General features: G+C 47.2%; 17 protein-coding genes and 1 pseudogene. 17 read left to right on the top strand and 1 reads right to left on the bottom strand.

Annotated features, from left to right (window positions below; translation table 11 throughout):
* Positions 1-84: 84 nt before the first annotated feature.
* The 9 genes from OB236_RS10975 to OB236_RS10935 all read left to right on the top strand — a co-directional run bounded on the left by OB236_RS10975 (position 85) and on the right by OB236_RS10935 (position 14,080).
* On the top strand, positions 85-1,899 hold the full coding sequence (locus OB236_RS10975) for a cache domain-containing sensor histidine kinase (RefSeq protein WP_262684032.1): 1,815 nt from the start codon (positions 85-87) through the stop codon (positions 1,897-1,899).
* Positions 1,900-2,147: 248 nt separating this feature from the next.
* A complete protein-coding gene (locus OB236_RS10970) occupies positions 2,148-3,104 on the top strand; it encodes an ABC transporter permease (RefSeq protein ID WP_256711484.1) in 957 nt (318 codons plus the stop codon).
* A 1-nt stretch (position 3,105) separates the two neighbouring features.
* Positions 3,106-3,975: a carbohydrate ABC transporter permease gene (locus tag OB236_RS10965; protein WP_076235311.1), complete on the top strand. Its 870-nt coding sequence runs from the start codon at positions 3,106-3,108 to the stop codon at positions 3,973-3,975.
* Positions 3,976-4,023: 48 nt separating this feature from the next.
* Entirely contained in the window at positions 4,024-6,267 is a 2,244-nt protein-coding gene (locus OB236_RS10960) for a glycoside hydrolase family 3 protein (RefSeq protein WP_262684055.1), read from the top strand.
* 129 nt (positions 6,268-6,396) lie between these two features.
* Positions 6,397-7,836 carry a sulfatase-like hydrolase/transferase gene (locus tag OB236_RS10955; RefSeq protein ID WP_262684031.1) on the top strand — a complete coding sequence of 480 codons (1,440 nt, stop codon included), beginning with the start codon at positions 6,397-6,399 and terminating at the stop codon, positions 7,834-7,836.
* Between the two features lie 127 nt (positions 7,837-7,963).
* Positions 7,964-8,947 carry a formylglycine-generating enzyme family protein gene (locus OB236_RS10950; RefSeq protein ID WP_262684030.1) on the top strand — a complete coding sequence of 328 codons (984 nt, stop codon included), beginning with the start codon at positions 7,964-7,966 and terminating at the stop codon, positions 8,945-8,947.
* Positions 8,948-9,139: 192 nt separating this feature from the next.
* Positions 9,140-10,660: an extracellular solute-binding protein gene (locus OB236_RS10945; RefSeq protein WP_262684029.1), complete on the top strand. Its 1,521-nt coding sequence runs from the start codon at positions 9,140-9,142 to the stop codon at positions 10,658-10,660.
* 122 nt (positions 10,661-10,782) lie between these two features.
* On the top strand, positions 10,783-12,330 hold the full coding sequence (locus tag OB236_RS10940; protein WP_262684027.1) for a sulfatase family protein: 1,548 nt from the start codon (positions 10,783-10,785) through the stop codon (positions 12,328-12,330).
* 106 nt (positions 12,331-12,436) lie between these two features.
* The gene (locus OB236_RS10935) at positions 12,437-14,080 is read left to right on the top strand and encodes a sulfatase-like hydrolase/transferase (RefSeq protein ID WP_262684026.1); all 1,644 of its coding nucleotides are present in this window, start codon (positions 12,437-12,439) and stop codon (positions 14,078-14,080) included.
* Positions 14,081-14,145: 65 nt separating this feature from the next.
* Here OB236_RS10935 and OB236_RS10930 read toward each other — a convergent pair.
* Positions 14,146-14,273, bottom strand: a pseudogene (locus OB236_RS10930) (IS3-like element ISBth8 family transposase); the annotation flags it as partial.
* 337 nt (positions 14,274-14,610) lie between these two features.
* Here OB236_RS10930 and OB236_RS10925 point away from each other — a divergent pair.
* The 8 genes from OB236_RS10925 (at position 14,611) to OB236_RS10890 (ending at position 24,845) form a co-directional block, all read left to right on the top strand.
* Positions 14,611-16,452 (top strand): sensor histidine kinase, encoded by a 1,842-nt coding sequence (locus tag OB236_RS10925; RefSeq protein WP_262684025.1) that lies wholly within the window; start codon positions 14,611-14,613, stop codon positions 16,450-16,452.
* The gene (locus OB236_RS10920; protein WP_262684024.1) at positions 16,442-18,079 is read left to right on the top strand and encodes a response regulator transcription factor; all 1,638 of its coding nucleotides are present in this window, start codon (positions 16,442-16,444) and stop codon (positions 18,077-18,079) included. Before OB236_RS10925 ends, OB236_RS10920 begins: the two co-directional genes overlap by 11 nt.
* A 156-nt stretch (positions 18,080-18,235) precedes the next feature.
* Positions 18,236-19,552 (top strand): ABC transporter substrate-binding protein, encoded by a 1,317-nt coding sequence (locus OB236_RS10915; protein WP_262684023.1) that lies wholly within the window; start codon positions 18,236-18,238, stop codon positions 19,550-19,552.
* Positions 19,553-19,640: 88 nt separating this feature from the next.
* A complete protein-coding gene (locus OB236_RS10910; protein WP_262684022.1) occupies positions 19,641-20,591 on the top strand; it encodes a carbohydrate ABC transporter permease in 951 nt (316 codons plus the stop codon).
* A gap of 2 nt (positions 20,592-20,593) precedes the next feature.
* Positions 20,594-21,439, top strand: coding sequence for a carbohydrate ABC transporter permease (locus tag OB236_RS10905; protein WP_262684021.1), 846 nt, complete (start codon positions 20,594-20,596; stop codon positions 21,437-21,439).
* A 36-nt stretch (positions 21,440-21,475) separates the two neighbouring features.
* Positions 21,476-23,008, top strand: coding sequence for an alpha-N-arabinofuranosidase (locus OB236_RS10900; protein ID WP_262684020.1), 1,533 nt, complete (start codon positions 21,476-21,478; stop codon positions 23,006-23,008).
* A gap of 18 nt (positions 23,009-23,026) precedes the next feature.
* Positions 23,027-23,290: a DUF6171 family protein gene (locus OB236_RS10895; protein ID WP_262684019.1), complete on the top strand. Its 264-nt coding sequence runs from the start codon at positions 23,027-23,029 to the stop codon at positions 23,288-23,290.
* Positions 23,291-23,306: 16 nt separating this feature from the next.
* Positions 23,307-24,845, top strand: coding sequence for an alpha-N-arabinofuranosidase (locus tag OB236_RS10890; protein WP_262684018.1), 1,539 nt, complete (start codon positions 23,307-23,309; stop codon positions 24,843-24,845).
* Positions 24,846-24,903: the final 58 nt, after the last annotated feature.

The raw sequence follows: 24,903 nt of genomic DNA, 5'->3' as shown, positions 1-24,903 counted from the left end.
TTGAAAAGAGGGATATACTCACCCCGGAAAGAACTTGTACGGATAACGATTAGGACAAATGAACATAGAAAAGGTATGGTTCACATGAGAAAATTTTGGATTCGGTTTCCGATTAAGGTCAGCATGGTCGTCTTGTTTTTGGGGATCAGTCTTTTATCGATGATTCTCATGGGCATCTTCTCACATTTTAACTACAGTAATACGGTTAAAAAGGATTTTCATACCGTCACGGACGAAGCAACCAAGCGATTAAATCATCATATCGAATTTTACTTCGAGCAGCTGTCCAAAACGACTAAAACGTTAGTGAAGGAAGAACCAATTCAGAGTTGGTTCGATGGCAGCCGCAGCATCAATATTTTCGAGGCGGATGAAATTGAAGCGATGTTAAGACGTCACGTTGCACTTAATTACAGTGAAGTGGCTGGAGTTTTCTTAATGTCAACAGACAAGCGGGTTTTGGCCATGCGCAGCTATAACTCCTCGGGCGAGAATTTCAGTACAGAGCCTTGGTTTGCCGTTTCCTTCTCGGACCAACGCGTCCTTATTCCAACCCATACCATTACCTACCCGCAGCAAATGGGCATGTCCGTAATCTCTATGCTGAATCCGGTCTACAGTAGTTCTAGTCTGGCGCCCATCGGCTTCCTTGTTATGGATTTGGGGCTCAACGAAATTGAAGCGACCTTCGAGCGTTCGAAGTTAGGCAATACGGGCCAGTTCATGTTGCTTTCTCAGGATGATACGATCGTATACCATCCTGTTAAAGAATGGCGCGGCCGGAAGCTTGCCGATACGCCTTTGGGTCAACTCGGCACGCCGGCCGAGGGTGGGGTGAGTCTTCGAACCTATAACGGAGAAAAGGTACTTGTATCGACAAGCAGCTCCAAGGTGCTGGGCTGGCGGGTTGTAGCCATCGTGCCTTTTGACGAGATGGCCAGCGGCCTTTATTCGGCACGTAACTCCACGATCATCGCGTTTGCGCTTATTGCCGTTATGGTCATGTTTCTCGTACCGCTTGTCTCCAATTTATTTGTAACACCGGTGCTACACCTGAAGCACAATATGAATCGGGTGTTTCAGGGCGACTATAAGACGAGGGCTGAATTTCAGCAGGGGATGAACGAATTTCAGAAGCTGAACTACAGCTTTAACAAGATGGTTGAACAGCTCGATAATCAGCTGAATACGATTTCCAACCTGAAGCTGCAGGATGTGCATACGCGTCTGCGGCAGAAGGAAGCGTATATCCAGGCGCTGCAGAACCAAATCAATCCGCATTTACTGTATAATTCATTGGATGTTATCAAAAGTATAGGTTATCTCAATAACGACGATCTGGTCGTCAGCATGGCTGCCAATTTGGCGGACGTATACCGATATACGGCGAAAATTTCGGATAACGAAGTGAGCTTGAAGGATGAGCTCGCCATCTTGGAAAAGTATCTTGAGATTACGCATATCCGTTTTCCAAAAAAGTTTTTTAGCCAAATCACGGTCAATCCGAAATTCCACGATTGTCTGCTCGTGAAGCTGACTGTCCAGCCCATCGTAGAAAATGCCGTGAAATATGCGGTTGAACCCAGGGCGGGAGACGCAGCTATCCTGGTTAGCGCGTATGACGACAAGGATGATTTGGTGATCGAAATTGCGGACAATGGAGGGGGAATATCGGAGTCCAAACTGGCGGAGCTGACACAAGGGTTAAAGGATATATCTGAGAATGTGAACAACGAGGAGTTCATACAGACAGAATCGCTCGGCATAAGGAACGTGCATACGCGTTTATTCTTGAAATACGGCGAGGGCTATGGACTTAGCCTGACTTCCTTTCCGGACCGCGGCACCGTAGTTTCCATTCGAATTCCATTCAGCTACAGAGGGACGAAGAATGGTTAGAAGTTCAGAGAATTGTATGGCACCGAAACGACTTATTTGCGATAAAGACGACGAGGATCTGCATAGGCCGTCCGTCCGGGGAACCGGCGGGCGGTCTTCTTTTTTCACAGCCGGGTTAGCCGAAATTGCTGTGCCCCTCTTCATAGTGTGTAGTTTGGAAATCAGAGAATCGTGTAACGACTTATGAAAGCGAAGCCATTATGATGTAGCTATATCAAATATGATGCATCATGCAGGAGGGAACAAACGTGCAGGGAGATTCCACAGTAAAGCTTGTGCAGCTTAAATCGCAATCACTCAGAAAGTCGGCGTTAAAGGAATGGAAGAGAGGACTTCCATTATACCTGATGATTTTACCGGGTTTGTTGTTTTTTCTTATTTTCCGTTATTTGCCACTGGCCGGGATCATCATTGCCTTCCAGGATTACAATCCGTTTGCCGGACTTTCCGAAAGCGAGTGGGTGGGCTTCGCGCACTTTGAACGGTTGTTCGGAGAGCCGGATTTTTGGACCTTGTTAAAAAATACGCTCATTTTAAGTGCGTTAAACTTGTTTTTGTTTTTTCCAGCTCCCGTGTTGATCGCGGTTATTTTGAATGAGGTTCGTATGCAGTTGTTCAAGAAATTTGTACAAACCGTTATTTACATGCCGCATTTTCTATCCTGGGTTGTCTTGGTGGGTATTACAGTCATTTTATTCGCTACGCAGGAAGGCGCTATCAACAAAGGCTTGGCTAGTGCAGGCTTCGCTCGGATCGAGCTGATGACAGATCCAGACTATTTCCGCATCGTGTATGTATTGCAGAGCATCTGGAAGGAAGCGGGCTGGAATGCGGTTATCTTCTTGGCGGCATTGGCTTCGATCGATCCTACCCTGTATGAGGCAGCTGTTGTTGACGGTGCTAACCGATGGAAACAGCTATGGCACATCACGCTTCCTGCGCTAAAGGCAACGATCATTATTCTGTTTATTCTAAGATTGGGTCATATTATGGACATCGGGTTTGAGCACATTTACTTAATGCAAAATTCCTTGAACCTTTCGGTTTCCGATGTGTTTGATACGTATGTATACCGTTCAGGCGTTCTACAGGGAGAGTTCAGCTTTACAACAGCTGTCGGTTTGTTTAAATCGCTCGTAGGTTTAGTCCTGATTTTGCTGGCAAACAAGCTTTCCAAGAAAGCAGGAGAAGAGGGGGTTTACTAAGATGAATACATTTGATTCACGCGGGAAGGATTCCGTCTTTACTGGAATTATATACGGTCTGCTCATCGTTTCAGTGCTGGTTATTCTAGTGCCGTTCTTCTACGTTATTGCCAGCTCCTTTGCAACGGAGCACGAATTTATGTCACGCGGATTTTTCATCATTCCGCACGAGTGGACCATTGAGGCTTATGGTTACTTACTGAGTAATGCAAACTTCAAAGCCGCATTCGGAAATGCTGTCACCATTACGGTAACGGGCACGTTAATCAATATCCTGTTAACAAGCCTCATGGCTTACGGCTTATCCAAGAGCTGGCTTAGGGGCCGACGTATGATGAATTTTCTGGTGCTGTTCACGATGATTTTTGCCGGCGGCATGATCCCTACTTATCTTGTAGTAAAAGAGTTAGGGCTTCTAAACAGCTATTGGGCGCTTTATCTGACTACTGCGATCGCGCCTTTCAACCTGATCGTCATGCGAAGCTTCTTTCAAAACATTCCAGCTGAATTAGAGGAATCGGCACGTATTGACGGCTGCTCGGAGCTGCGTTTGTTTTGGCAAATCGTTATTCCGTTATCGATGCCGGCAATAGCTACCTTTACGTTGTTCTATGCGGTTCAAAACTGGAACACTTACTTTTACGCCATTCTCTTCCTTAATAACTCTGCGGATATGCCGCTGCAGGTGTTCTTAAGACAAATGCTGATCGAAAGCGATTCCGGCATGGAGGTCGATGCGGGAGGTTTTGCTTATACGCCAGCCGTTAAGATGGCCGCAGTCCTGATTACCGCTGTACCCTTACTGGTCATCTATCCGTTTATGCAAAAGTATTTTAATAAAGGTATGCTGATGGGTTCGGTGAAAGGCTAAGCTTAAAGAAAAGAGGGGAAACATGTGCAGAAGCGACCAAACGATGAAATGATTGGGTATGTCAAAAACCCGGGAGGGCCGACTCTCGGTTACTCCAAAGATTCGGGTGTGGGCATTATTTATCAAGACGGCTTAGCCTTCAAGGACCTGAACAAAGACGGTATATTGGATAAATACGAGGATTGGCGCTTATCCCCAGAGGAGAGGGCGAAGGATCTCGCGACCAAAATGTCTGTCGCTCAAATTGCAGGCCTCATGCTGTACAGTAAGCATCAGTCGCTGCCGGGGAATAAAGGGTGGAATCCTGCGACCTACGGCGGGAAGTCGTTTGACGAAAGCGGCGCGATGCCGTATGAGCTGACGGACCAGCAGCGGCAGTTCCTAACCGGAGATCATATCCGGCATGTGCTGATCACCAGCGTGGAAAGTTCGGAGATCGCGGCGAAATGGAGCAACCGGCTGCAGGCGTATGCTGAGAGCCAGCCACTGGGCATACCGGCGAATAACAGCTCGGATCCACGGCACGGACTTGATGCTTCCGCCGAATTTAAAGTCGCCGGGGGCAGCAAAATTTCCATTTGGCCGGAATCGATGGGGCTGGCTGCGTCGTTCGAGCCGGAGCTGGCTCGACAATTCGGTGAGGTTGCCGCACAGGAATACCGCGCTCTGGGCCTCACGACAGCCCTGTCTCCACAGGTGGATATCGCTACGGATCCGCGTTGGTTCCGATTCGGCATGACATTCGGCGAGGACCCGCAGCTCTCGGCAGATATGGGCCGTGCTTATATCGACGGTTTTCAGACGTCGGAGGGCGAAGCGGAAATTGCGGACGGCTGGGGCTATAACAGCGTCAATGCGATGGTGAAGCATTGGCCGGGCGGCGGCTCCGGGGAAGCGGGGCGCGACGCACACTTCGCTTACGGCAAGTATGCCGTATATCCGGGCAGCAACTTCGAGCAGCATCTGATTCCTTTTACCGAAGGCGCGTTTCGTCTGAACGGCAAGACGGGAAAGGCCTCTGCCGTCATGCCTTACTACACGATTTCCTGCGGTCAGGATAAGAAAAACGGAGAAAACGTCGGTAATTCCTACAGCTCATACCTTATCAACGATCTGCTCCGCGAGCAGGTAGGCTATGATGGTGTTGTTTGCACGGACTGGAGCATTACGCACGACGAGCCAGAGGACATTACGAAGCTGTCCCCCGGTGGCAGGTCCTGGGGAGTGGAAGATGGGTACACCGTGGCTGAGCGCCATTATAGGCTGCTGATGGCCGGGGTCGATCAATTCGGCGGCAATGATCAGGCTGCTCCGATCATTGAGGCGTATCATATCGGCGTTAAGGAGTATGGAGAAGCCTTCATGCGAAAGCGGTTCGAGCTGTCTGCCGTGAGGCTGCTGAAGAACATGATCCGTTTGGGTCTGTTCGAGAACCCTTATGTTCAAGTAGAGGAAACGGTGGCTAAAGTAGGTTGCGACGCATTCACAAAGGCAGGCTTCGAGGCGCAGCTGAAATCGTTTGTGCTGCTTAAGAACGAAGATGGAATCCTCCCTTTTAAAAAGCAAAAAAAGGTGTATATTCCGAGGCGCAAGCTGCCGGCCAGCACGAACTGGATCGGGCTGCCGATTCCGGCTAGCGTTGGGTATCCTGTGAAACTGGATATAGTTCGGGAATATTTTGAAGTGACGGCTGAGCCCGATGAAGCGGATTTTGCCTTAGTGTTCATCGAAAGTCCCCGCTCGACGATGGGCTATAGCAAGGCAGATAAAGCGGCGGGTGGAACAGGGTATGTGCCGATCAGCTTGCAGTATGCACCTTATACGGCGGAGCATGCGCGGGAAACGAGCTTAGCCGGAGACCCAAGGGATGTGCTCAACCGTACATACAAGGGTAAGACGGTGACGGTGACCAATGCGGGCGATCTCGACATGGTGCTGGAGACTAAACGGCTCATGAAGGATAAACCGGTAATTGTTTCGCTCGCTTTAGCGAATCCGACGGTTTTAGCTGAATTTGAGGGAGCCGCCAGCGCGATTCTGGCGAACTTTGGAGCTGAGGATCGGGCGATCATGGAACTGATCACAGGTGCCGCCGAACCTAGCGGACTGCTGCCGTTCCAAATGCCGGCTGACATGAAGACGGTCGAGGAGCAGCAGGAGGATGTTCCTCATGATCTGGCGGTTTATATAGACTCCGCCGGGCATGCATATGATTTCACATACGGACTCAATTGGAGCGGTATCATTCAGGATGCCAGAACTGAAAAATACAAGGCCTTATCTGGCACATAGGGATAAAGCAAGTTCGACGCTAACTGAACAGGTCTTACGAAGCCCATTATTTTCATTGAGTATCGAGTGGTGAGAATAGTGTGCTTCGTTGCTTTTAAAATTCTATATAAATGATATGGAGGAATAGCCATGAGTAGCAAACCGGATATTTTGGTGTTTTTAAGTGATCAGCATCATGCGCAGTATGCAGGTTTTGCAGGGCACTCGCTGGTGCGTACGCCTCATCTGGACCAATTGGCCAAGGAAGGGACCGTGATGAGCACGGCTTATACGTCGTCGCCGCTTTGTGTCCCTTCGAGAACGTCGATGCTCACGGGGCAGCTGCCGGAAAAAACGGGTGTATTTACCAATGGAGGGGCGATTGGCAGCGATCAGGCGACTTTTTTGCACGGTATTGCCGCAGAAGGATACGACACGGTGCTGTGCGGGCGCATGCATTTTCTCGGAGAGGATCAGCGGCATGGATTCACACGAAGAATTATGGGGGAGCTGACTCCGTTATTTTGGGGGCGTTATGGGCAAGCTCGGACGGATCTTGGGCCTTATGTCGGCACCATGGCGAACAAAAGTTTGAAAATCATCGGCGGCGGAACTTCCCCTGTACTTGAATATGACAAAGCTGTCATCAAGGCTGCCTTGGAATACTTGCAGGAGGACCACGCAAAGCCTCAATGCATCGTTGTCGGAACTTATGGCCCGCATCATACCTTTGTTGCGCCTCCGGACCGATACATGTACTACAAGGAGCGGATGGACATTCCGGAGTCGTTCCTGCAGGATGACGGTCATCCCGTATTGCAAAAGCTTCGTCAAAATCACCAGCTTACCATAGAAAATGTAACGAAGCTGCGTGCCGCTTATTTGGGAATGATCGAAACGATTGACAGCCAGGTTGGGGAGGTAAGGAGCGCTTGGAACCGTTACCTGGAACGCAGCGCTCGTCCAGGTTTGTTTGTGTACATGTCCGATCACGGTGAGCAAGCAGGAGAGCATGGATTGATCGGAAAAAGCACCTTCTACGAAGGGTCGTCTAAAATACCGATGGTCCTTGCAGGAGAGGGAGTTGTAGCTGGGAGAAACATCTCGCAGCCGGTAAGTATCATGGATCTGGGTCCGACGTTATGCGCCTTTGCAGGAGCGGAAACGCCGCCAAGGCAGGACGGTATGAACTTGAAGCTGCTGCTGAATGGAGGAGCGGAGGATGCCGAGCGAATCGTCATAAGCGAATGCATGGAAACGCTTGAAGGCAAGCACATTCCAGGACGCATGCTGCGGAAGGGAAATTGGAAGTTTGTAGCTTACGTCTACTATGAGCAGCACAATCAATTGTTCGATTTGAGCTCGGACCCGAAGGAGCTTCACAACTTGGTTCATGAAAGAGCCGATATTGCCGAGCAATTCCAAGCTCAGTTGGATGCATCATGGAATATTCCTGCGATCATTGAGAAGCATCAGCAGAAGCTGGAGCATCATCAGTTACTGGCTAAATGGGGGAAAGCCGTCGACGTGTCGGAACAAGAGAGGTGGCCAGTGCCGGAAGAGGCGACCAAGCTCCCGATCGTCGAATAGTAATGAGGAAGCATACGCGAGGTTGATTTTACAGTATTGATACCAGGGGACATCTCGATCATTATATCCTATCAGGCCTTTCCGTCTTGCGATCTATAGTTAGTCTATTATCAGGGGGACATTCTTCGTGGAAAATAAACCGTCGTGCTGTTCAGCCTCAAGACTTGGTTCTTCGGGTATAATCGTCTCACCCGAAGCTTCGTTATCGGTAACAAAGAAGAGTAATGCTGATCCAAGTGAAGGGATGATTCTGCTGGAAGGCGGCACCTTTCTGATGGGTACGGATGATGCGGAAGGGTTTCCTTCGGACGGCGAGGGACCGATTCGTAGCGTAACGGTTAGTCCGTTTCATATATCGCCTTACACGGTGACAAATGCCGAGTACAAGCAATTTGTTGACGCGACTGGCTATAAAACGGAAGCTGAGCAATTCGGCTGGTCCTTTGTTTTCCATCTTTTAATTTCGAAGGAGACAGCGAGCAAGGTCAAGCAGATGGTTCAGAAAACGCCATGGTGGTGGTCGGTGGAAGGTGCTTATTGGCTGCAGCCGGAGGGCCCGGACTCTACCATTGAGGATCGCTTGGATCATCCTGTGGTGCATGTGTCTTGGAACGATGCGACGGCTTACTGTCAATGGACAGGCAAACGCCTACTGACGGAAGCGGAGTGGGAGTATGCCGCACGAGGCGGGCTCGTGCAGAAGAAATATGCATGGGGAGACATCCTCAAGCCGGACGGCAAGCATATGTGTAATATTTGGCAGGGGAAATTTCCGGATAAAAACAATGCCAGCGACGGCTATATCGGGACGGCACCCGTGAATGCCTTCCCGCCCAATGGATATGGCTTGTATCAAACCGCAGGGAACGTGTGGGAGTGGTGTGAGGATTGGTTCAGTAAGGATTATCATTTGAGGGAGACGCGGGTCAACCCTAAGGGTCCGACCACTGGGCAGGCCAGAGTGATGCGCGGGGGCTCGTACTTATGCCATAAGTCATATTGCAATCGTTACCGCGTTGCCGCCAGAACGGGCAACACACCAGACAGCTCATCGGGCAATACGGGATTCCGCTGCGCCGCCGACTATACCGAATCCTTAAATGCTGGATGAAAGGGTTTGGCAGCGAGCGACTCTGCTTTATCCGGCAAGAAAATTCGTCTTTTCGGACAACGTTGATTACAAACAATGCGTTCATGCTATCTCTAGTTAATAAATCAGAGAATCGTGTAACGCTTATTCTATTCCATTCGCCTATGATAGGGATGTAAATATAATTGTTGTAAAAATGAAAGGGGAAAAAATATGAAAAAGAAGCTACTGGTTTTGTGTGCTCTTATGCTTTCGATAGGCAGTGTCATTGGCTGCTCCAAGCAGGATGCTGGAAGCGCTTCACCACAAAAGACAGACGATAAAACTGCTGTGTCTAACGGCATGAGCGAGAAGCTGACCATCACCTGGATGGCGCGTGCCTTCCAAGGCGGAGGTTGGCCGGACGATAACACGATGATTAAAGAACTAAACAAAAAGTTCAATGTGGATATTAAGATGCAATGGGTGCCTGCCGCAAACTACAAAGAGAAGCTTAATGTGCTGGCTGCTTCTAATGATTTCCCCGATGTGTTCTTCGTGCTTAATCCGGAGTTCAATAAATGGAAGAAGCAAGGAATCTTTATGGACGTTCAACCTGTGCTGAGCGAATATCCAAACTTGGCGAAAATCCCGAAGGAACCGTTATACTCGCTTAATCCGAAAGGAAAGCTGCTTGGATTTCCTTATTATGTAACGGAAACCAGAGATTCGTTATCCGTCCGTGAGGATTGGCTAAAAAAGCTCAATTTATCAGCTCCCAAAACGATTGATGAGTTTTACGATGTAGCGAAAGCGTTTGCAACCAAAGATCCGGACGGCAATGGGCAACAGGATACAACCGGGTTTTCGTTCTATTACGATCAAACCAACAATACAATTCGCGATGTTGATTTTATTATGGCCGGCTTTGGTTTATACAATCAGTGGAAAGATATTAACGGCAAATTGGTTCCTTACCAAACACAGGTGGAAGAGTGGAAAAAATTCTTGACCTTCATGAACAAAGCCTATACAGAAGGGGTCCTGGATAAGGATTTTGCCGTAAATAAAATCAGGTCGACCGTAGACAAATTTGAAGGGAATAAAGTAGGTTTTGCTTATTTAAACCCGAATGATTGGAACAACCATAAAGCCGCCATTAAAAAATTGGTCCCTGACGCGATGCCTACAGCATTGGAGCCTCCTAAAGGGCCGACAGGCTTGACTGGAACTTTAAACTTAGACATGCTAGATAAAAACGTCATCAATGCAAAGATCGATCCGAAAAAACAGAAGCGTATCCTGATGATTCTGGATTACTTCCTTTCCCCAGAGGGCTCGGATTTCATTAAAAATGGTATCGAAGGGGTTCATTACAAGAAGGTGTCCGACGGTAAGTTTGAAAAATTGGAAGCAGCGGACAAAGATCGTCAAAACCTGCTAAACAATTGGGTATTCCGCCCGTTTGATCCTGGTATTCAAATGTACAAATGGGAGGACCCGTCCTATCACCAAATGATTAGAGATATGTTTGCACAAAACGAAAAGAACTCGTGGAAAAATAAGGGCGCGGGCCTCGAATCCGAAACGCTGACTCGTGCCGGCAGTAATCTCAATATTAAATTTATGGAATCGGTCTCAAAAATTATCATGGGACGCGATCCCGTTTCTTCCATTGAGAAAGCATCGGCAGACTGGCTGGCCGGCGGCGGTAATAAAATCATTGAAGAAATCAACAAATCTTATACGGAATAAAGGACCAGCTTGATCAGCGATTTGTACCGAAAATCAGAGAATTGAATAACGACTTCTGCAGGTTCAACTATTATGATTAACCCACATGAACATTAATTTAATGGATGGAGCTGAGACAAAGAATGAGGATGTTGTTTTTGGATTTAGATTCAACAAGTCCGGATCACCTGGGATGCTATGGCTATCATCGGAATACTTCGCCGAATATAGATCGAATCGCAGCGGAGGGCGTTCGATTTACTAATTACTATACCTCCGATGCTCCATGCGCTCCATCTCGAACGGCGCTTATGAGCGGTAAATTCGGTATTGTCAACGGTTTGGTAGGCCACGGCGGTACGGCGGGCGATATGAAGCTCGAAGGAACAGAACGCGAGCTTATGGGGAAATTGACGCGTGGAGGATCGCTCCCTTCTTACTTGGGTCTGGCGGCCGATATGAACACCGCCTTGATTAGCCCCTTTGCCCAAAGACATTCGACCTTCCACTTTTATGCGGGATTTAATGAGATCTTGAATACGGGAAGATACGGCAACGAATCGGCCGAGCATGTTACACCGGTGGCACTCGATTGGGTTAAACGCAACGCAAGTCAAGATAATTGGTTCCTGTATATCAACTATTGGGATCCGCATACGCCATACCGCGCACCGATGGAATTCGGAAATCCGTTTGAGTCGGAACCGCTGCCCGAATGGTTGACTGAGGAAGTGCTGGATAGGCATAAGCAAATGGTCGGTTCGCATTGCGTTCATGAGCTGCACATTGATCATAGAGGGAAAAAGTATACAAACGAAACAAGCCCTAACTTCCCCCGACATCCAGGTGAAATCCAATCCATGGATGATATGAGAAGGATGATTGACGGATACGATTGTGGCATTCGTTATATGGATGATCATCTGGGACGGTTATTTGCAGCCTTGGAAGAGCAAGGGGTCATGGACGAACTGATCATTATTATTTCCGCAGACCATGGCGAAAACATGGGACAGCTCGGGATTTATGGAGAGCATGCTACCGCCGATCAAGGCACATGCCGCATTCCGATGATTATCCGCTGGCCGGGCATGAAAAAGGGCGTTGTGGACGAAGGGTTGCATTACCATCTTGATCTGCTGCCGACCTTGGCAGAAATGCTGGACAGTCCTGCCGTACCCGATTGGCACGGCGAGAGCTACGCTCCTGCTCTCAAGGAAGGAGCTGACTGCGGACGCGATTACCTGGTCGTTTCTCAATGTGCACATGTTGTCCAGCGATCCGTTCGTTTCAAGGATTGGATTTATATTCGCAGCTATCATGACGGCTTTCATTTGTTCGATGAAGAGATGCTGTACAATCTTGCCGAAGATCCGAAAGAGCAGCATAACCTTGCGGCAGAGCGAAGAGACATTTGCTTTGAAGCGGTCTATTATTTAAACGAGTGGCATGACGGAATGATGCGGAGAAACAGTGACGCTGTCGATCCATTGTGGACCGTTATGAAAGAGGGCGGACCCTTCCACGCCAAGGGGTATTTGAGAAAGTATATGGATCGGTTAAAGGAAACGGGCAGAGGCCATCTTGTGCCGGAACTGGTCCGCAGGCATCCTGGCGAGTTTCCGACTGAGCCGAGCAACGTTTTAGCAAGCTTACAAGCCAAGATCGGTGCCAAGATGGCAGGGAAATAAAAACTGCCAAGAATGATTTTGCAGCATATCTCCCCCAAGAGTCCTCATCTACGGGGGAGATTTTCATAGGAACTGCCTGTATATCTAATGGAAGGGAATGAAATCAATGAAAGCGACCACAAACCGACCTAATATCTTGTGGATTTCTTTAGAGGATACGAGTCCGAGATTCGGTTGTTATGGTGATACGCTTGCGCGGACTCCATTTATCGACGAGCTGGCGGCTGCGGGCACCGTCTATTCTAACGCATTTGCTACGGCGGGCTTGTGCTCTCCCAGCCGATCCGCTATCATTACCAGCATGTACCCGACAGCGATCGGAGCCCATCACATGCGCACAGAGCACGTCAATAAATTTACGCCGGAGCTGCCGACGCCTTATTTTGCTGTACCTCCGGCACATGTGAAGACGTTTACGGAGTATATGCGAGCCGAAGGGTATTTCTGTACGAACAACTGGAAGACGGACTATCAATTCCCTTCTCCCTTAACCGCATGGGACGAAGATGGAAGGGAAGCACATTGGCGACATAGGGAGACAGGGCAGCCATTCTTTGCCGTATTCAATCACATGCTAACGCACGAAAGCAGCATGTGGGGAGATATGATTCGAAAGGCTTATTATCCCGATATGGTGACGGATCGACCGCTCATTACCGATCCTGATCAGGTAAAGCTGCCCCCTTACTTGCCGGATACACCGAAAATCCGTGAATCAATTGCCAGGTACTATGATCTGATTGCCGAGGCAGACAAGTTTGTGGGTGCCCTTCTTCGGCAATTGGAGGAAGACGGTCTCGCCGATAACACGATCGTATTTTTGTGGAGCGACCATGGCGAAGGCCTGCCTCGAGCCAAGCGTTGGCCGTATGACGCGGGAATCCGCGTGCCTCTCATTGTTCGTTGGCCAGGCGTGATGGAACCGGGTCAAGTGAACGATACGCTTGTCAGCCTGATCGATCTGGGGCCAACGGTTCTTTCATTAGCGGGTGCAGCCATGCCAAGCCATCTGCAAGGGCAGCCTTTCTTGGGTGCACACGCAAAACCGAGGGATTATATATTTGCGACCCGCGACCGTTATGACGAATCGTATGACATGGTACGTGCTGCGCGTGACAAGCGATATAAATATATTCGGAATTACTACCCGGAGAAGCCTTACCTGCAATGGATTCAATTCAGTCACCAGCATCCGGCTTTCCAGGAGTTGTGGAGACTGGAGCTTTCGGGCCAGCTTGAAGGAGATCAGCGATTATTGATGCAGAACACGAGGCCTGTTGAAGAATTATATGATTGCGTGAATGACCCTTACGAAATTCGTAATTTAGCGGTCGATCCCAGTTATCGGGTTGATTTGGAAAGATTGCGCACGGTACTGGACGACTGGCGCGACAAATACGATGTATGGGGCGACATACCGGAAGATCGAATGGTAGCTCAGATGTGGCCCGGCGGTGTTCAGCCGCAAACCGCCGCACCGATCTTCATCCCGATTAATAGCGAGCTGCCAGGTCGATCCGGCGTAACCCAAGGCGAATATGGGGAGCCGACAGCGATCCTGCTGCACTCCGCGACCCAAGGCGCTTCCATTGCCTACACGACGGAGGAGGGAACGAATCCATCCTGGAAGCTTTATACGAAACCGATTATCCTGTCAAAGGGAACCTTACTCATTCGTGCAAAGGCGGTTCGCATCGGGTATAAGGATAGCGGGGAAACAACTGCTTCATTTGTTATTATTGCGTTGTAACTGGGGGAAAGAGAATAACTGCACTCCCTGATTGGGTGCGGGATCTTTTCCTGTCATGAAATGCGAAAAAATGATTCGATGCATGCGTTATCCAGGCAGGTTGCTTTGCGAGAGTGGCTGCCCCTTTAACGCCGAATGCTTCTAAACGCGTGTTGTACGCCTGGGACGTATACTGGAAGCCTTGATCCGAATGGAGATCAGCTTCCGCTACGTCTCTTTTTCTTGTCAACTTTCAAACACCATTGGATTTTGTTTGGTATCGTTGTTTATGTACAATATTTCCCTTCAACGTGCAAAAGAGTAAGAAATGACATTAAAAACATAGTTATAGTTGACGATACTGTGATTGTTCGGCGATTATTAAGATGAGGAGCTAAAATTGATAGAAGCTTTTCAAACCGTTGATGGCCATATCGTTTTGCTGCAGTCGATTATCTGCTATTATTCCTGGACGAGTTTTCGCGTTAAGCGTGTGTTTCAGCTTCATGTAATGCTGTCCCCATCTACTAAACATAAGGATGATTGAGACTATGACTTTTAACATGAACCGGCTAATCCGTAAGATCAAGATTCAAAACAGGCTGCTCATCTCCTTTGCTGTGCTTTCCTTGCTCCCCATGTTCATTATTGGAATATTTTCTTATTACATATCAAGCGATGCGATAAGAACGAAAATCAGCACGGCCTCCATCCAGCTGATGGACCAAGTCAGCGAAAATATAGTAAATGAACTTATAAAGCTTGAAAATGACAGCGTTGACATTGCATTCTCCGATCTCGTTCAACAGACGATGGGCGGCTTCAATACAATGAGCGAATGGGAAAGGAACGTGGCGCAAATCAAGATACAGGAAATGCTGGCTAAACGATTTTCTTTTTTTCACAGTGTGTCCGATGTTCTGGTTTATACAAGAAATAAGGAGAAAGTGATTGCCTACGGGGATATTAGCTTCAAATTTAATTTGAAATCCGATTATTTAAACGAACTATTTGAAGAAACGATGATTAAAAACGGCGTTCCTGTCTGGTCAATTCAAAATCAGGATAACGAAGAGCTGGCACGGAATTCAAGCTCTCGTTTCAGTAATTACGGGGAAGCGGGTATTTTGTTGTCCAGAAGCTTTAAGTCGTTTGAAGGACTTCCGATTGGGTATATGATCATGAGAATTGACGTGAAGTATATATTCAATAAGTTCAGAGACATTACCCTGGGAGCTGGTTCCCATATATTTATAGTGAACGGGAAAGGAACCGTTATATCGAGTCAAAATCCGCAGCTTAAGGTCGCCACGCCTTACCCCGATGACACGCTGATTGAAGAGCTTAAGCAGAATAGGGATACCGACACGTACTCATTCAACACCACGATTGCCGGTAAGCGTCATTTGATCGCGTATACATATATACCACGTGCCGATTGGTATGTAGTAAGCACCATACCCTTTTCCTATTTGGACCATGAATCGGTAAAAATAAGCTTCTATATATTGGTACTCGGTGTTGGTTGTTTTGTGCTCGCACTGCTTCTGTCTTACTACGTATCCAAGAGTATCTCCTCTCCTCTAAAGCGTCTTATCGATTCGATGAATAACGTGAAGCTGGGCAATTTAGTCGTCCAGATTGACGATAGGAGCAGCGATGAATTGGGGAAAGTGACGACAAACTTCAATCAAATGGTCAGTGAGCTGCAATACTTGATTGATGAAGTCAAAATGAAGGAAAAATTGAAAAGGCTTGCAGAACTAAAATCGTTACAAGCGCAAATCAATCCGCATTTTTTATCGAATTCCTTGAATACCGTCAGATGGCTGGCCAATGTCCAGAAGGCCGACAATATATCCAACCTGATCACTTCCCTGATCAGCTTGCTTCACGGTTCTATGGGAAAAGGCAGCGAGCTGATCAATATTAGAGAGGAGATCGAATATGTCAAAAACTATTTAAACATTATGGCTTACCGGTATTATGACAAGTTCATGGTGCATTTTGAGATTGAGGAAGATATTCTGGATTGTCATATATTGAAGTTCGCGTTGCAGCCGATTGTGGAAAATTGTCTGCTGCACGGAATTGAGCCTATGGAAGGACAGGGCTTGATTATTATAAAAGGATATCGGGTCCAGAATGAATTAAAAATAACGATTACCGATAATGGTGTCGGGATGGACGGACATACGTTGAACAGTCTGTTGCAGCAAGCAACAACGATTAATCAATCCGGATTCAGTGGTATAGGGATTCGGAATGTTGACGAAAGAATAAAGCTGTATTTCGGTGAAAAATTCGGACTTTCGATTCATTGCGTGCCTAATCTGTTTACGACTGTTGAAATAACAATTCCTGCTGTAGGAGGTGAAGACGATGTCAAATAGGCTGAAGGTGCTCATAGTTGATGACGATGCGGTTTCCAGAACCGTATTGAAGACGATGATCCATTGGGAGAACGCAGGGTTTTATATAATGGAGGATGCCCATAACGGAAACCATGCCGTTCAGCTTATCGAAAAAGAAACTCCCGATATTGTTATTACGGATATCAATATGCCTGGATTAAACGGCATCGGTTTGATCGAGCATTTGGAAAAAAACTTCCCGCAGATCAGTATTATTGCACTGAGTGCTTATGACGATTTTGATTATGTAAGACAAAGCATGAAGAATGGCGCAATGGATTATGTGCTAAAGCATCGTTTGGATGCGCCATTTTTATTGAATATTTTGAATACGGCGCGGAGCTCCATTCATTCGTATCGGAATGAACGCGACAGACAGAGCGATATCGATAAGGAGCTGACGACCAGCAAGGCTGTTTTGCGTCAAACGTTTATCCGGAAGCTGCTAGAGGGGGGGCTGTCGGATGTGGAGGAGGTCACAGGGAGGGTGCGTGCTCTCGACATGAAGCTGGATACGGAAAACTTGATGGTGACGATAGCCGAAATTGACGATTTTCGATTGCTTGAAGAAAAATTTTCTTCTCAAGAAGTGGACGTAGTGCTCCATACCTTCATGGAAATATCGAAGGAAATACTTAAGGATTGGGAAAAGTCCGTCATCGTGCATATGGCTAAAGGGAAGTTTGCGATGATTTTCTCGTTAGGCCCGTTGAAGAGCACGATGTATATCTACAATACCATGTATACGATACTAAACCGAATGAGATCTGAAATCAAAAAACATTTGAATATAACGGTATGCTTTGGCGTAAGCAAGGTTTGCACGGAATTGACCAAACTGCCTCAGGCTTACAACTACGCGGAGACCCTATTGAGGGACAAGTTTTACAAAGGCAAAAACAGTATTTTTATCGAGAGTACCCCTCATAAAAAGGAGGAAAGCTTCTTCTGCTTGGATATAAAAGATGAAAAAGCCATTTATGCCGCGCTGAAAAACCAGGATGACAAGGAGGTGAAAAGCAGGTTGGATGACATTTTTGGCAAAATCTCGAGTATGAGGCTGGGTAGCAAATCTACCCAGATGATTTGTGCCGAATTGATCAATATTGTAAACAAAATTTGCAAGGATACGGGAATTGAGATAACCAAGCTGTATACGGCAGAGGACATTCCTTACAATCTGATACAGAAGTACGAAACCCTTATGGATATTAAAGCTTGGGTCGTGAATTTATACGATAAACTGATATCGATGCTAAAGCTAATGAAATTAGAGAGCGGGCTAAGCAATATAACGAAGAAAGCTGTCGAGTATATACATCGCAACTACAGCAGCGACTTTTCCTTGAAGGATGTCGCTGATTTCGCGGGTGCAAGCAGCTCCTATATCAGCAGACTGTTTAAGGAAGAATGCGGAATAGGCTTTGCTGAATATTTGAATCATGTCAGGGTTGAGCAAGCTAAGCAGTGTATCGAGAACGGCGAGCTTAAGCTAAAGGAAATTGTCAGCAGCGTCGGGTTTAATAACTATAATTATTTCTTTAAAGTATTCAGGGAGGTAACGGGCATGACACCGCTTGAATACGAGCAGAGCTGCAGGAAGTGATACAGTAATAAACGGATGTACATATCAAAAATTTATAGTTTATTATAAAAAAATGGAGTTCGATAAAGCGATGTTTGTTTTTATAATTAGTTACAGGTAAACAAACAAACGTATTTCGTTTACTTAACAACATCTTTTTTAAGGGGGAACGATTCTATGAGAAAAGCAACTTCTATTGCAGCTGTATCCGCGGTTCTGTTGACAACCATTCTGTCGAGCTGCAGCAGTGACGGGGCCAATCAGGCCAAGGATAGTAATCCGGGTGCGCCGAAACCGGTTAAGCTGTCATTGTGGACCTTCCAGGAGCTTCATAAGAAATATTATGAAAAAACGGCGGAGCTTTGGAATAAAAGTAATCCCAATCAGCCGATTGAACTGACGATTGACACGTACCCCAATGCGGAAATGCACAATAAGCTGCTCATCGCCCTTCAATCCGGAGTAGGAGCACCAGACATTAGCGATATCAACATTAACTATTTTCAAAACTTTCTTAAAGGCGATATCCAGCTGGTAGAATTGAACAACATTATCGAGCCTGAGAAAGATAAGTTCATTCAATCCCGATTCGATATTTACAGTAAAAACGGAAAGTATTACGGGATCGATTTCCATGTCGGCGCTACAGTTGTATATTACAACAAGCAACTTCTAGATAAGGCTGGCGTAAATGTGGATACCATAAAAACCTGGAACGATTATATCGAAGCCGGTAAAAAGGTGCTGACTGCAACCGGTAAGCCGATGACCTCCTTCGAAGTAACAGGTCAAAGACCGTTCTGGCCTATGATCATTCAGCGAGGCTCCGACTATTTGGATAAAAAAGGCGACGTTACGCTTGACAACGAAATCAATATCAAGACGCTGCAGACGATGAAGGATATGATTGATAAGGATAAAATCGCAGTCCCGATGCCGGGCGGCAACACTGGAGCGGAGGAATTCTTTACATTTATGAATAAGGGAGAAGCGGCTTCGCTGATCATGCCGATGTGGTACATGAGCAGATTTTTGGAATACATGCCTGATTTGAAAGGAAAAATTTTAGTTAGACCGATGCCTGTTTGGGAAAATGGCAACGTAAGATCCGCAGGTATGGGAGGAACCGGCACAGCCGTTACGAAGCAGAGTAAAAACCAGGACGCAGCCACAAAGTTTCTTGCGTATGCGAAGCTGACCAAGGAATCGAATGTGAGGATTTGGCAGGAGTTGAAGTTCGATCCGATCAGATGGGATGTCTGGAATGATCCGGAGCTGCAGAAGCCCGATCCCTATTTCAGCAATGAGGTTATATTCAATGTACTTCTGGGCATGAAGGACGAGATCAAATCGCCAAATATGAGCGAGCTGAGCTCCGCCGCCCAGGACTTGGTCAATTCCAATGTCATGTTCAAGTCGTTGAAGGACCAATCGCAAACTCCCGAACAGGCATTAAAAGCTGCTGCAGCCGAGCTCCGCAAACAGAAGAAGTAGCCATTCGGCAGATTGTAATGCTGACGGCTGCACAAACGGGGATGTGCAACCGCTTACGGCAGCCGTCATGCTTATGGAGGTGAAATAGTTGAATAAAGAAGCTGTTCGGCAGGCATATGGCCAAAATCCCAAGACGAAGAAAGCATTCAGCTTGAGAAGAATATTTTTTTCGGAAAAGTTTGCTCCTTATCTCTTCGTAGCGCCGTTTCTTTTATCGTTTCTCATCTTTTTTTTATACCCGACAGCATCCACGATCAGCATGAGCTTTCAAGAGGTGCACGGGCTTAGCAGCAGCAAATTTATAGGTCTCGATAACTACCGGAGAATGTTTGACGAGCATTTTTTCAATGCGCTGCAAACGAATACGATCTACACGATTTTATCGCTCCTGTTATTGATTCCGATCCCGATTGTGTTCGCCGTTTTTCTGAATTCCAAATTGATCAAGGGAAAAACATTGTTTAAGTCGGTCATTTTCATCCCGGCCTTAACCTCTGTTATCGTTGCCGGTGTTTCCTTCAGGCTTATGTTTGGGGAAGCCGATACGGCATTCATTAATTCTGTTATCGCCAAGTTCGGTATTTCTCCCCAAAATTGGATTCTTAACTATAGTACGGGAATGATGCTGATGGTCATTCTCAATACATGGAGAACTGCCGGTATTAATATGGTGTATTACCTGGCCGGTCTTCAAAGCATCCCCGAGGAATTATACGAATCGGCTGAAATGGACGGAGCCAGTGTATTTTCCAAGTTTTACTGGATAACGCTGCCGCTCCTAAAGCCCATTATCATCTACACCTTGACGATAGGCATCTTTGAAGGATACAGAATGTTCGGAGAAAGCTATGTGTTCTGGAACGAAGGCATGCCGGGAGATATCGGGCTCACCATCGTCAGGTTTATTTACCAGCAAGCATTTCAACGAAATGATATGGGGATGGGATCAGCAATTGGCATTACCCTGCTCCTGATCGTACTGACGGTTAATCTGATACAGCTGAAAATGTTCGGACTGTTTAAGAAGGAGAGTGACTGACGATGAATCCTAATATTAGAAGAAAGTTGTTAATGGTATTAATGATTGCTTTCTTCCTCATCGTATGCTTTATTGTCTTATTTCCTCTCTACTACATGTTTATGGCATCTTTTAAGAGCTCCAAGGAGCTGTTCCGAAGTGGTATGGATTTCAGGATTATCCCGAGCCTGATGAGTCTTGACAACTATAAGCTTTTGTTTTCAGGCAAGGGCAGTGTTTATTTATTCTGGTATAGAAATAGTCTTGGCATAACTGCGCTTCATACCGTATTCTCTCTGTTGCTGTCTTCATTGGTTGGCTACGGCTTAGGGGCATATAACTTCAAGGGGAAAAACTTGATTTTTATGCTGGTGCTGTTTGTTATGATGGTACCACTTGAAATTTTGATGCTGCCTCTCTATAAGCTCACGGTGAAGATGGGCATCATCAATACGTATTATGGAGTTATCTTGCCGTTTGTCGTTTCGCCTATGGCGATCTTTTTCTTCCGGCAGTACGTAACGGGCATTTCCAAGGACTTTATGGATGCGGGAAGGATCGACGGATGCTCGGAGTTCGGTATATTTTTCCGAATTATGGCACCCTTAATGCAGCCGGCGTTCGGCGCAATGGGGATATTGCTGGCGATGCAGAGCTGGAACAGCTTTATATGGCCTTTAATCGTGCTCCGTACCAATACGATGTTTACAATTCCAATAGGTCTTGCTTCGCTGATGTCGCCTTACGGCAACAATTATGACATGCTGATTGCCGGAGCCGTGCTCGCGATCATCCCTATTATTGTTTTGTTTCTGTTAAATCAGAGGGCTTTTATTTCAGGCTTGTCCACTGGCGGCGTTAAAGGCTAAACCATCATAAATTATTTCAATCAGGAGGCTAACAATATGAAAAGCAGCATTAAAATCAATACGCAAGCGGCAGTTCACAAAATCGATCGAAACATTTACGGACACTTTGCCGAGCATCTGGGACGTTGTATATATGAGGGGATTTGGGTCGGTGAGGATTCCGGCATTCCCCATACGCGAGGAATCCGAAATGATGTTGTTCAGGCTTTGAAGGATTTGAGCATTCCGATGCTGCGTTGGCCGGGTGGGTGTTTCGCCGATGAATATCATTGGAAGGAAGGCATTGGGCCTAAGGAATTGAGAGCCCGAATGATTAACAACCATTGGGGCGGCGTCGTTGAGAATAACCATTTCGGTACCCACGAATTTTTCGATTTGTGCGAGCTGCTGGAGACCGAGCCGTATATTTGCGGGAATGTCGGAAGCGGAACGGTCTATGAGATGCAGCAGTGGGTCGAATATATGACCTTCGACGGTGAATCGCCGATGGCGAACCTGCGGCAAGCAAACGGAAGAGAAAAGCCCTGGAAGTTGACATATTTCGGTATAGGCAACGAAAACTGGGGCTGCGGCGGCCGAATGAGAGCGGAATATTATGCGGATCTTTATCGGCAATACAGCACGTATGTAAGGGATTATGGAGATAATGCCATCTATAAAATCGCTGCAGGCCCAAGGGGGGACAATTACCACTGGACGGAGGTGCTCATGCGGGAAGCGGGACCTTTCATGGATGGACTGGCGCTCCATTATTACACGAGATTAAGAGATCACAGCATCGTAATCGAAAATCCCGACGGCAACCGAATTTATTTGAAAAAACCGGATGCGGTGAGAGGACAAGCCGTCGACTTCGACGAAAGCGAATGGTTTGGCATTATGAAGGCGGCCTATTTCACAGAGGAGCTTGTGGTGAAGCACTCGGCAATTATGGATAAATATGATCCCGAGAAGAAGGTGGCGCTGATCATCGACGAATGGGGTACATGGTTCGACGTTGAGCCCGGCACCAATCCCGGCTTTCTGTACCAGCAAAATACGATGAGAGACGCAGTTTCCGCGGCGATCAGCCTGAATATTTTCAACAATCACTGTGACCGCGTAAGAATGGCGAATATTGCGCAGACGATCAATGTGCTGCAGGCGGTTATTTTAACGGAGGGGGAAAAAATGATCCTGACCCCTACCTATCATGTGTTTGAAATGTTTAAGGTACACATGGATGCCATTATGCAGCCGATCGAGATTCAGAGCGGTACCTACACGTTCAATGGGGAAGAAGTTCCGCAGCTAAGCGTATCCGCTTCCATGGATGCGGCAGGCAAGCTGAATATAACCATCTGTAATACGGACCCAAAACAAGCCGCGCCGCTGGATGGCTATACGGAAGGATTCGTCGGCAAGCAGGTTACGGGTAGAGTACTGGTATCATCCTTGATGAACAGCCATAATACGTTTGAACAACCAGATGAAGTCAAGCCCGAGCTGTTCACAGGCGTACAGTTGAACGAAGAAGGATTCCATGCGGATATTCCGCCGATGTCTGTTGTCGTGCTGACAATCTCTTAATCGGGAGGAGGTACCCCGATGACCAGACAGGGGCCATGCAAGGACTGTTCGGAAACGATACATGTCACACCGGAGAAAATAAAGACTATGCTGCAAATGCTGATTGATTCTCGTCATGTAGAGCTTGCCGACGACGTAATAAGCGCAGGGCGGCTTGCTCAATGTGTCAGTTGCACCGGTTATACACTTGGAGGGACGTGCAAATATTGCGGCTGTCTTGTGCAAATTCGGACTAAAATAAAGGATAGGGGATGCCCCTATCCTTTGACTCCCAAATGGTAAGGGCAGGAGAATGAGGATGACTACAATTGACATTAGACTGGGAGACCAGATAGGGCTCATTAATCCCGACATTTACGGACACTTTGTAGAGCATTTGGGAGGAGTCGTATACGACGGAATCTGGGTAGGCGAAAACTCCGAAGTCCCTCATATCCAAGGCTTTAGACAAGAGCTTGTTGAGAAATTGAAGGCCATACAACCGTCTGTTATTCGCTGGCCGGGCGGCTGTTTTGCGGAGACTTACAACTGGAGAGACGGCATCGGTCCGAAAGAGCAGCGTCCGACAACCGTGAACTGGTGGTATATGAACGACGGAAAGTTTGAATCCAACCAGGTCGGCACTCATGAGTTTATCGAGTTTTGCAGGCTTGTGAATGCTGAGCCGTATTTGGCGGTAAACGCTACGACAACAACGGTATTGGAATCCAGAAACTGGATTGAATACTGCAATATGCCGAGAGGAACAACCACACTTGCGATGGAACGCGAGAAGAACGGAAGTCCGGAGCCGTTCAACATCAAATACTGGGGACTTGGCAACGAAAATTGGGGTGGCGGCGGCTGCATGACACCCGAGGATTACTGCCATATTTACCGAAAGTATGGTATTATCAGCAAAAGTGTCGGACCGGAGCTTCAGTACATAGCATGCGGGCCGTACGAAAATATTCCGGAGTGGACGGAAAAGTTTTTTGACAAGTATAAGGAGATGTATACAGTGGGGCGGGTTTCTCCCATGTTTGGATACTCTCTTCACTACTATGTGACCAATACGGGAAAAATGGGATCGGAGTTGGAATATACCGATGCGCAGTGGTATGAGATGATGCGTGTCGGGCTGGAGATGGAGCCGTTTATCCAATCCCAGTTTGACATGATTCAAGCTGCAATGCCCGGAGCGTCCATTGGACTCATCGTCGATGAGTGGGGGGTGTGGCATTTGCAGAACGGCAGGCATCCACTACCGGGCAAATACTTGTTTGAGCAGTCGAGTACGATGCGAGAGGCGGTTCTGGCTGCGCTTTCCTTGAATATTTTCAACAACCACTGCGATAAGGTTGTCATGGCTAACGTGGCGCAGCTCGTAAACTGTATCCATTCCCTGTTTCTTGCCAAGGGTAATAACTGTGTGGCCACTACAAGCTACTACGTGTTTGATATGTATAAAATTCACCAGCATGGAATGAGCCTTAAAACGGCAGTTGATTGCAGTGACATCATCTATACCATAGAGGGCGAGACGCATTACGTTCCAAGCATCTCCTGCTCGGCGTCGGTCAAAGACGGCATACTGGCGGTTACACTTGCTAACTTAGCCGTCGATGAGGATCAGGAGGTTAAGCTTGACCTGCATGGTGGCGAGTATGCAGGCACAGGGTCAATGGTCGTATTGTCTTCATCCAGCCACAAGGATGGCAACAGCTTTGATGAGCCATACAAGGTTACGCCGATGGAACATCCCGTATCGGCAGCAGGCTCGGAGCTTACGGTGACAATTCCGAAAGCGTCTGTAGTTTTGGTAAGGCTGGACGTTTCAGCCGAGCGGTTGATGTAAATCTATAAGTCATACTCCCTTAATTTAAACACTTGACGACTCGCCCGTTGGCGGGTCT

It is taken from the genome of Paenibacillus baimaensis, from assembly GCF_025567575.1.
Note: the sequence above shows the minus strand (reverse complement) of the source record. Positions and strands in the feature narration are given on the sequence as shown.

What these genes read in the sequence shown, in the direction of transcription:
- OB236_RS10975 (WP_262684032.1), top strand. Translation starts at nt 85, where the DNA reads ATGAGAAAATTTTGGATTCGGTTTCCGATTAAGGTCAGCATGGTCGTC.
- OB236_RS10965 (WP_076235311.1), top strand. Translation starts at nt 3,106, where the DNA reads ATGAATACATTTGATTCACGCGGGAAGGATTCCGTCTTTACTGGAATT.
- OB236_RS10960 (WP_262684055.1), top strand. Translation starts at nt 4,024, where the DNA reads ATGATTGGGTATGTCAAAAACCCGGGAGGGCCGACTCTCGGTTACTCC.
- OB236_RS10955 (WP_262684031.1), top strand. Translation starts at nt 6,397, where the DNA reads ATGAGTAGCAAACCGGATATTTTGGTGTTTTTAAGTGATCAGCATCAT.
- OB236_RS10945 (WP_262684029.1), top strand. Translation starts at nt 9,140, where the DNA reads ATGAAAAAGAAGCTACTGGTTTTGTGTGCTCTTATGCTTTCGATAGGC.
- OB236_RS10940 (WP_262684027.1), top strand. Translation starts at nt 10,783, where the DNA reads ATGAGGATGTTGTTTTTGGATTTAGATTCAACAAGTCCGGATCACCTG.
- OB236_RS10935 (WP_262684026.1), top strand. Translation starts at nt 12,437, where the DNA reads ATGAAAGCGACCACAAACCGACCTAATATCTTGTGGATTTCTTTAGAG.
- OB236_RS10925 (WP_262684025.1), top strand. Translation starts at nt 14,611, where the DNA reads ATGACTTTTAACATGAACCGGCTAATCCGTAAGATCAAGATTCAAAAC.
- OB236_RS10920 (WP_262684024.1), top strand. Translation starts at nt 16,442, where the DNA reads ATGTCAAATAGGCTGAAGGTGCTCATAGTTGATGACGATGCGGTTTCC.
- OB236_RS10915 (WP_262684023.1), top strand. Translation starts at nt 18,236, where the DNA reads ATGAGAAAAGCAACTTCTATTGCAGCTGTATCCGCGGTTCTGTTGACA.
- OB236_RS10905 (WP_262684021.1), top strand. Translation starts at nt 20,594, where the DNA reads ATGAATCCTAATATTAGAAGAAAGTTGTTAATGGTATTAATGATTGCT.
- OB236_RS10900 (WP_262684020.1), top strand. Translation starts at nt 21,476, where the DNA reads ATGAAAAGCAGCATTAAAATCAATACGCAAGCGGCAGTTCACAAAATC.
- OB236_RS10895 (WP_262684019.1), top strand. Translation starts at nt 23,027, where the DNA reads ATGACCAGACAGGGGCCATGCAAGGACTGTTCGGAAACGATACATGTC.
- OB236_RS10890 (WP_262684018.1), top strand. Translation starts at nt 23,307, where the DNA reads ATGACTACAATTGACATTAGACTGGGAGACCAGATAGGGCTCATTAAT.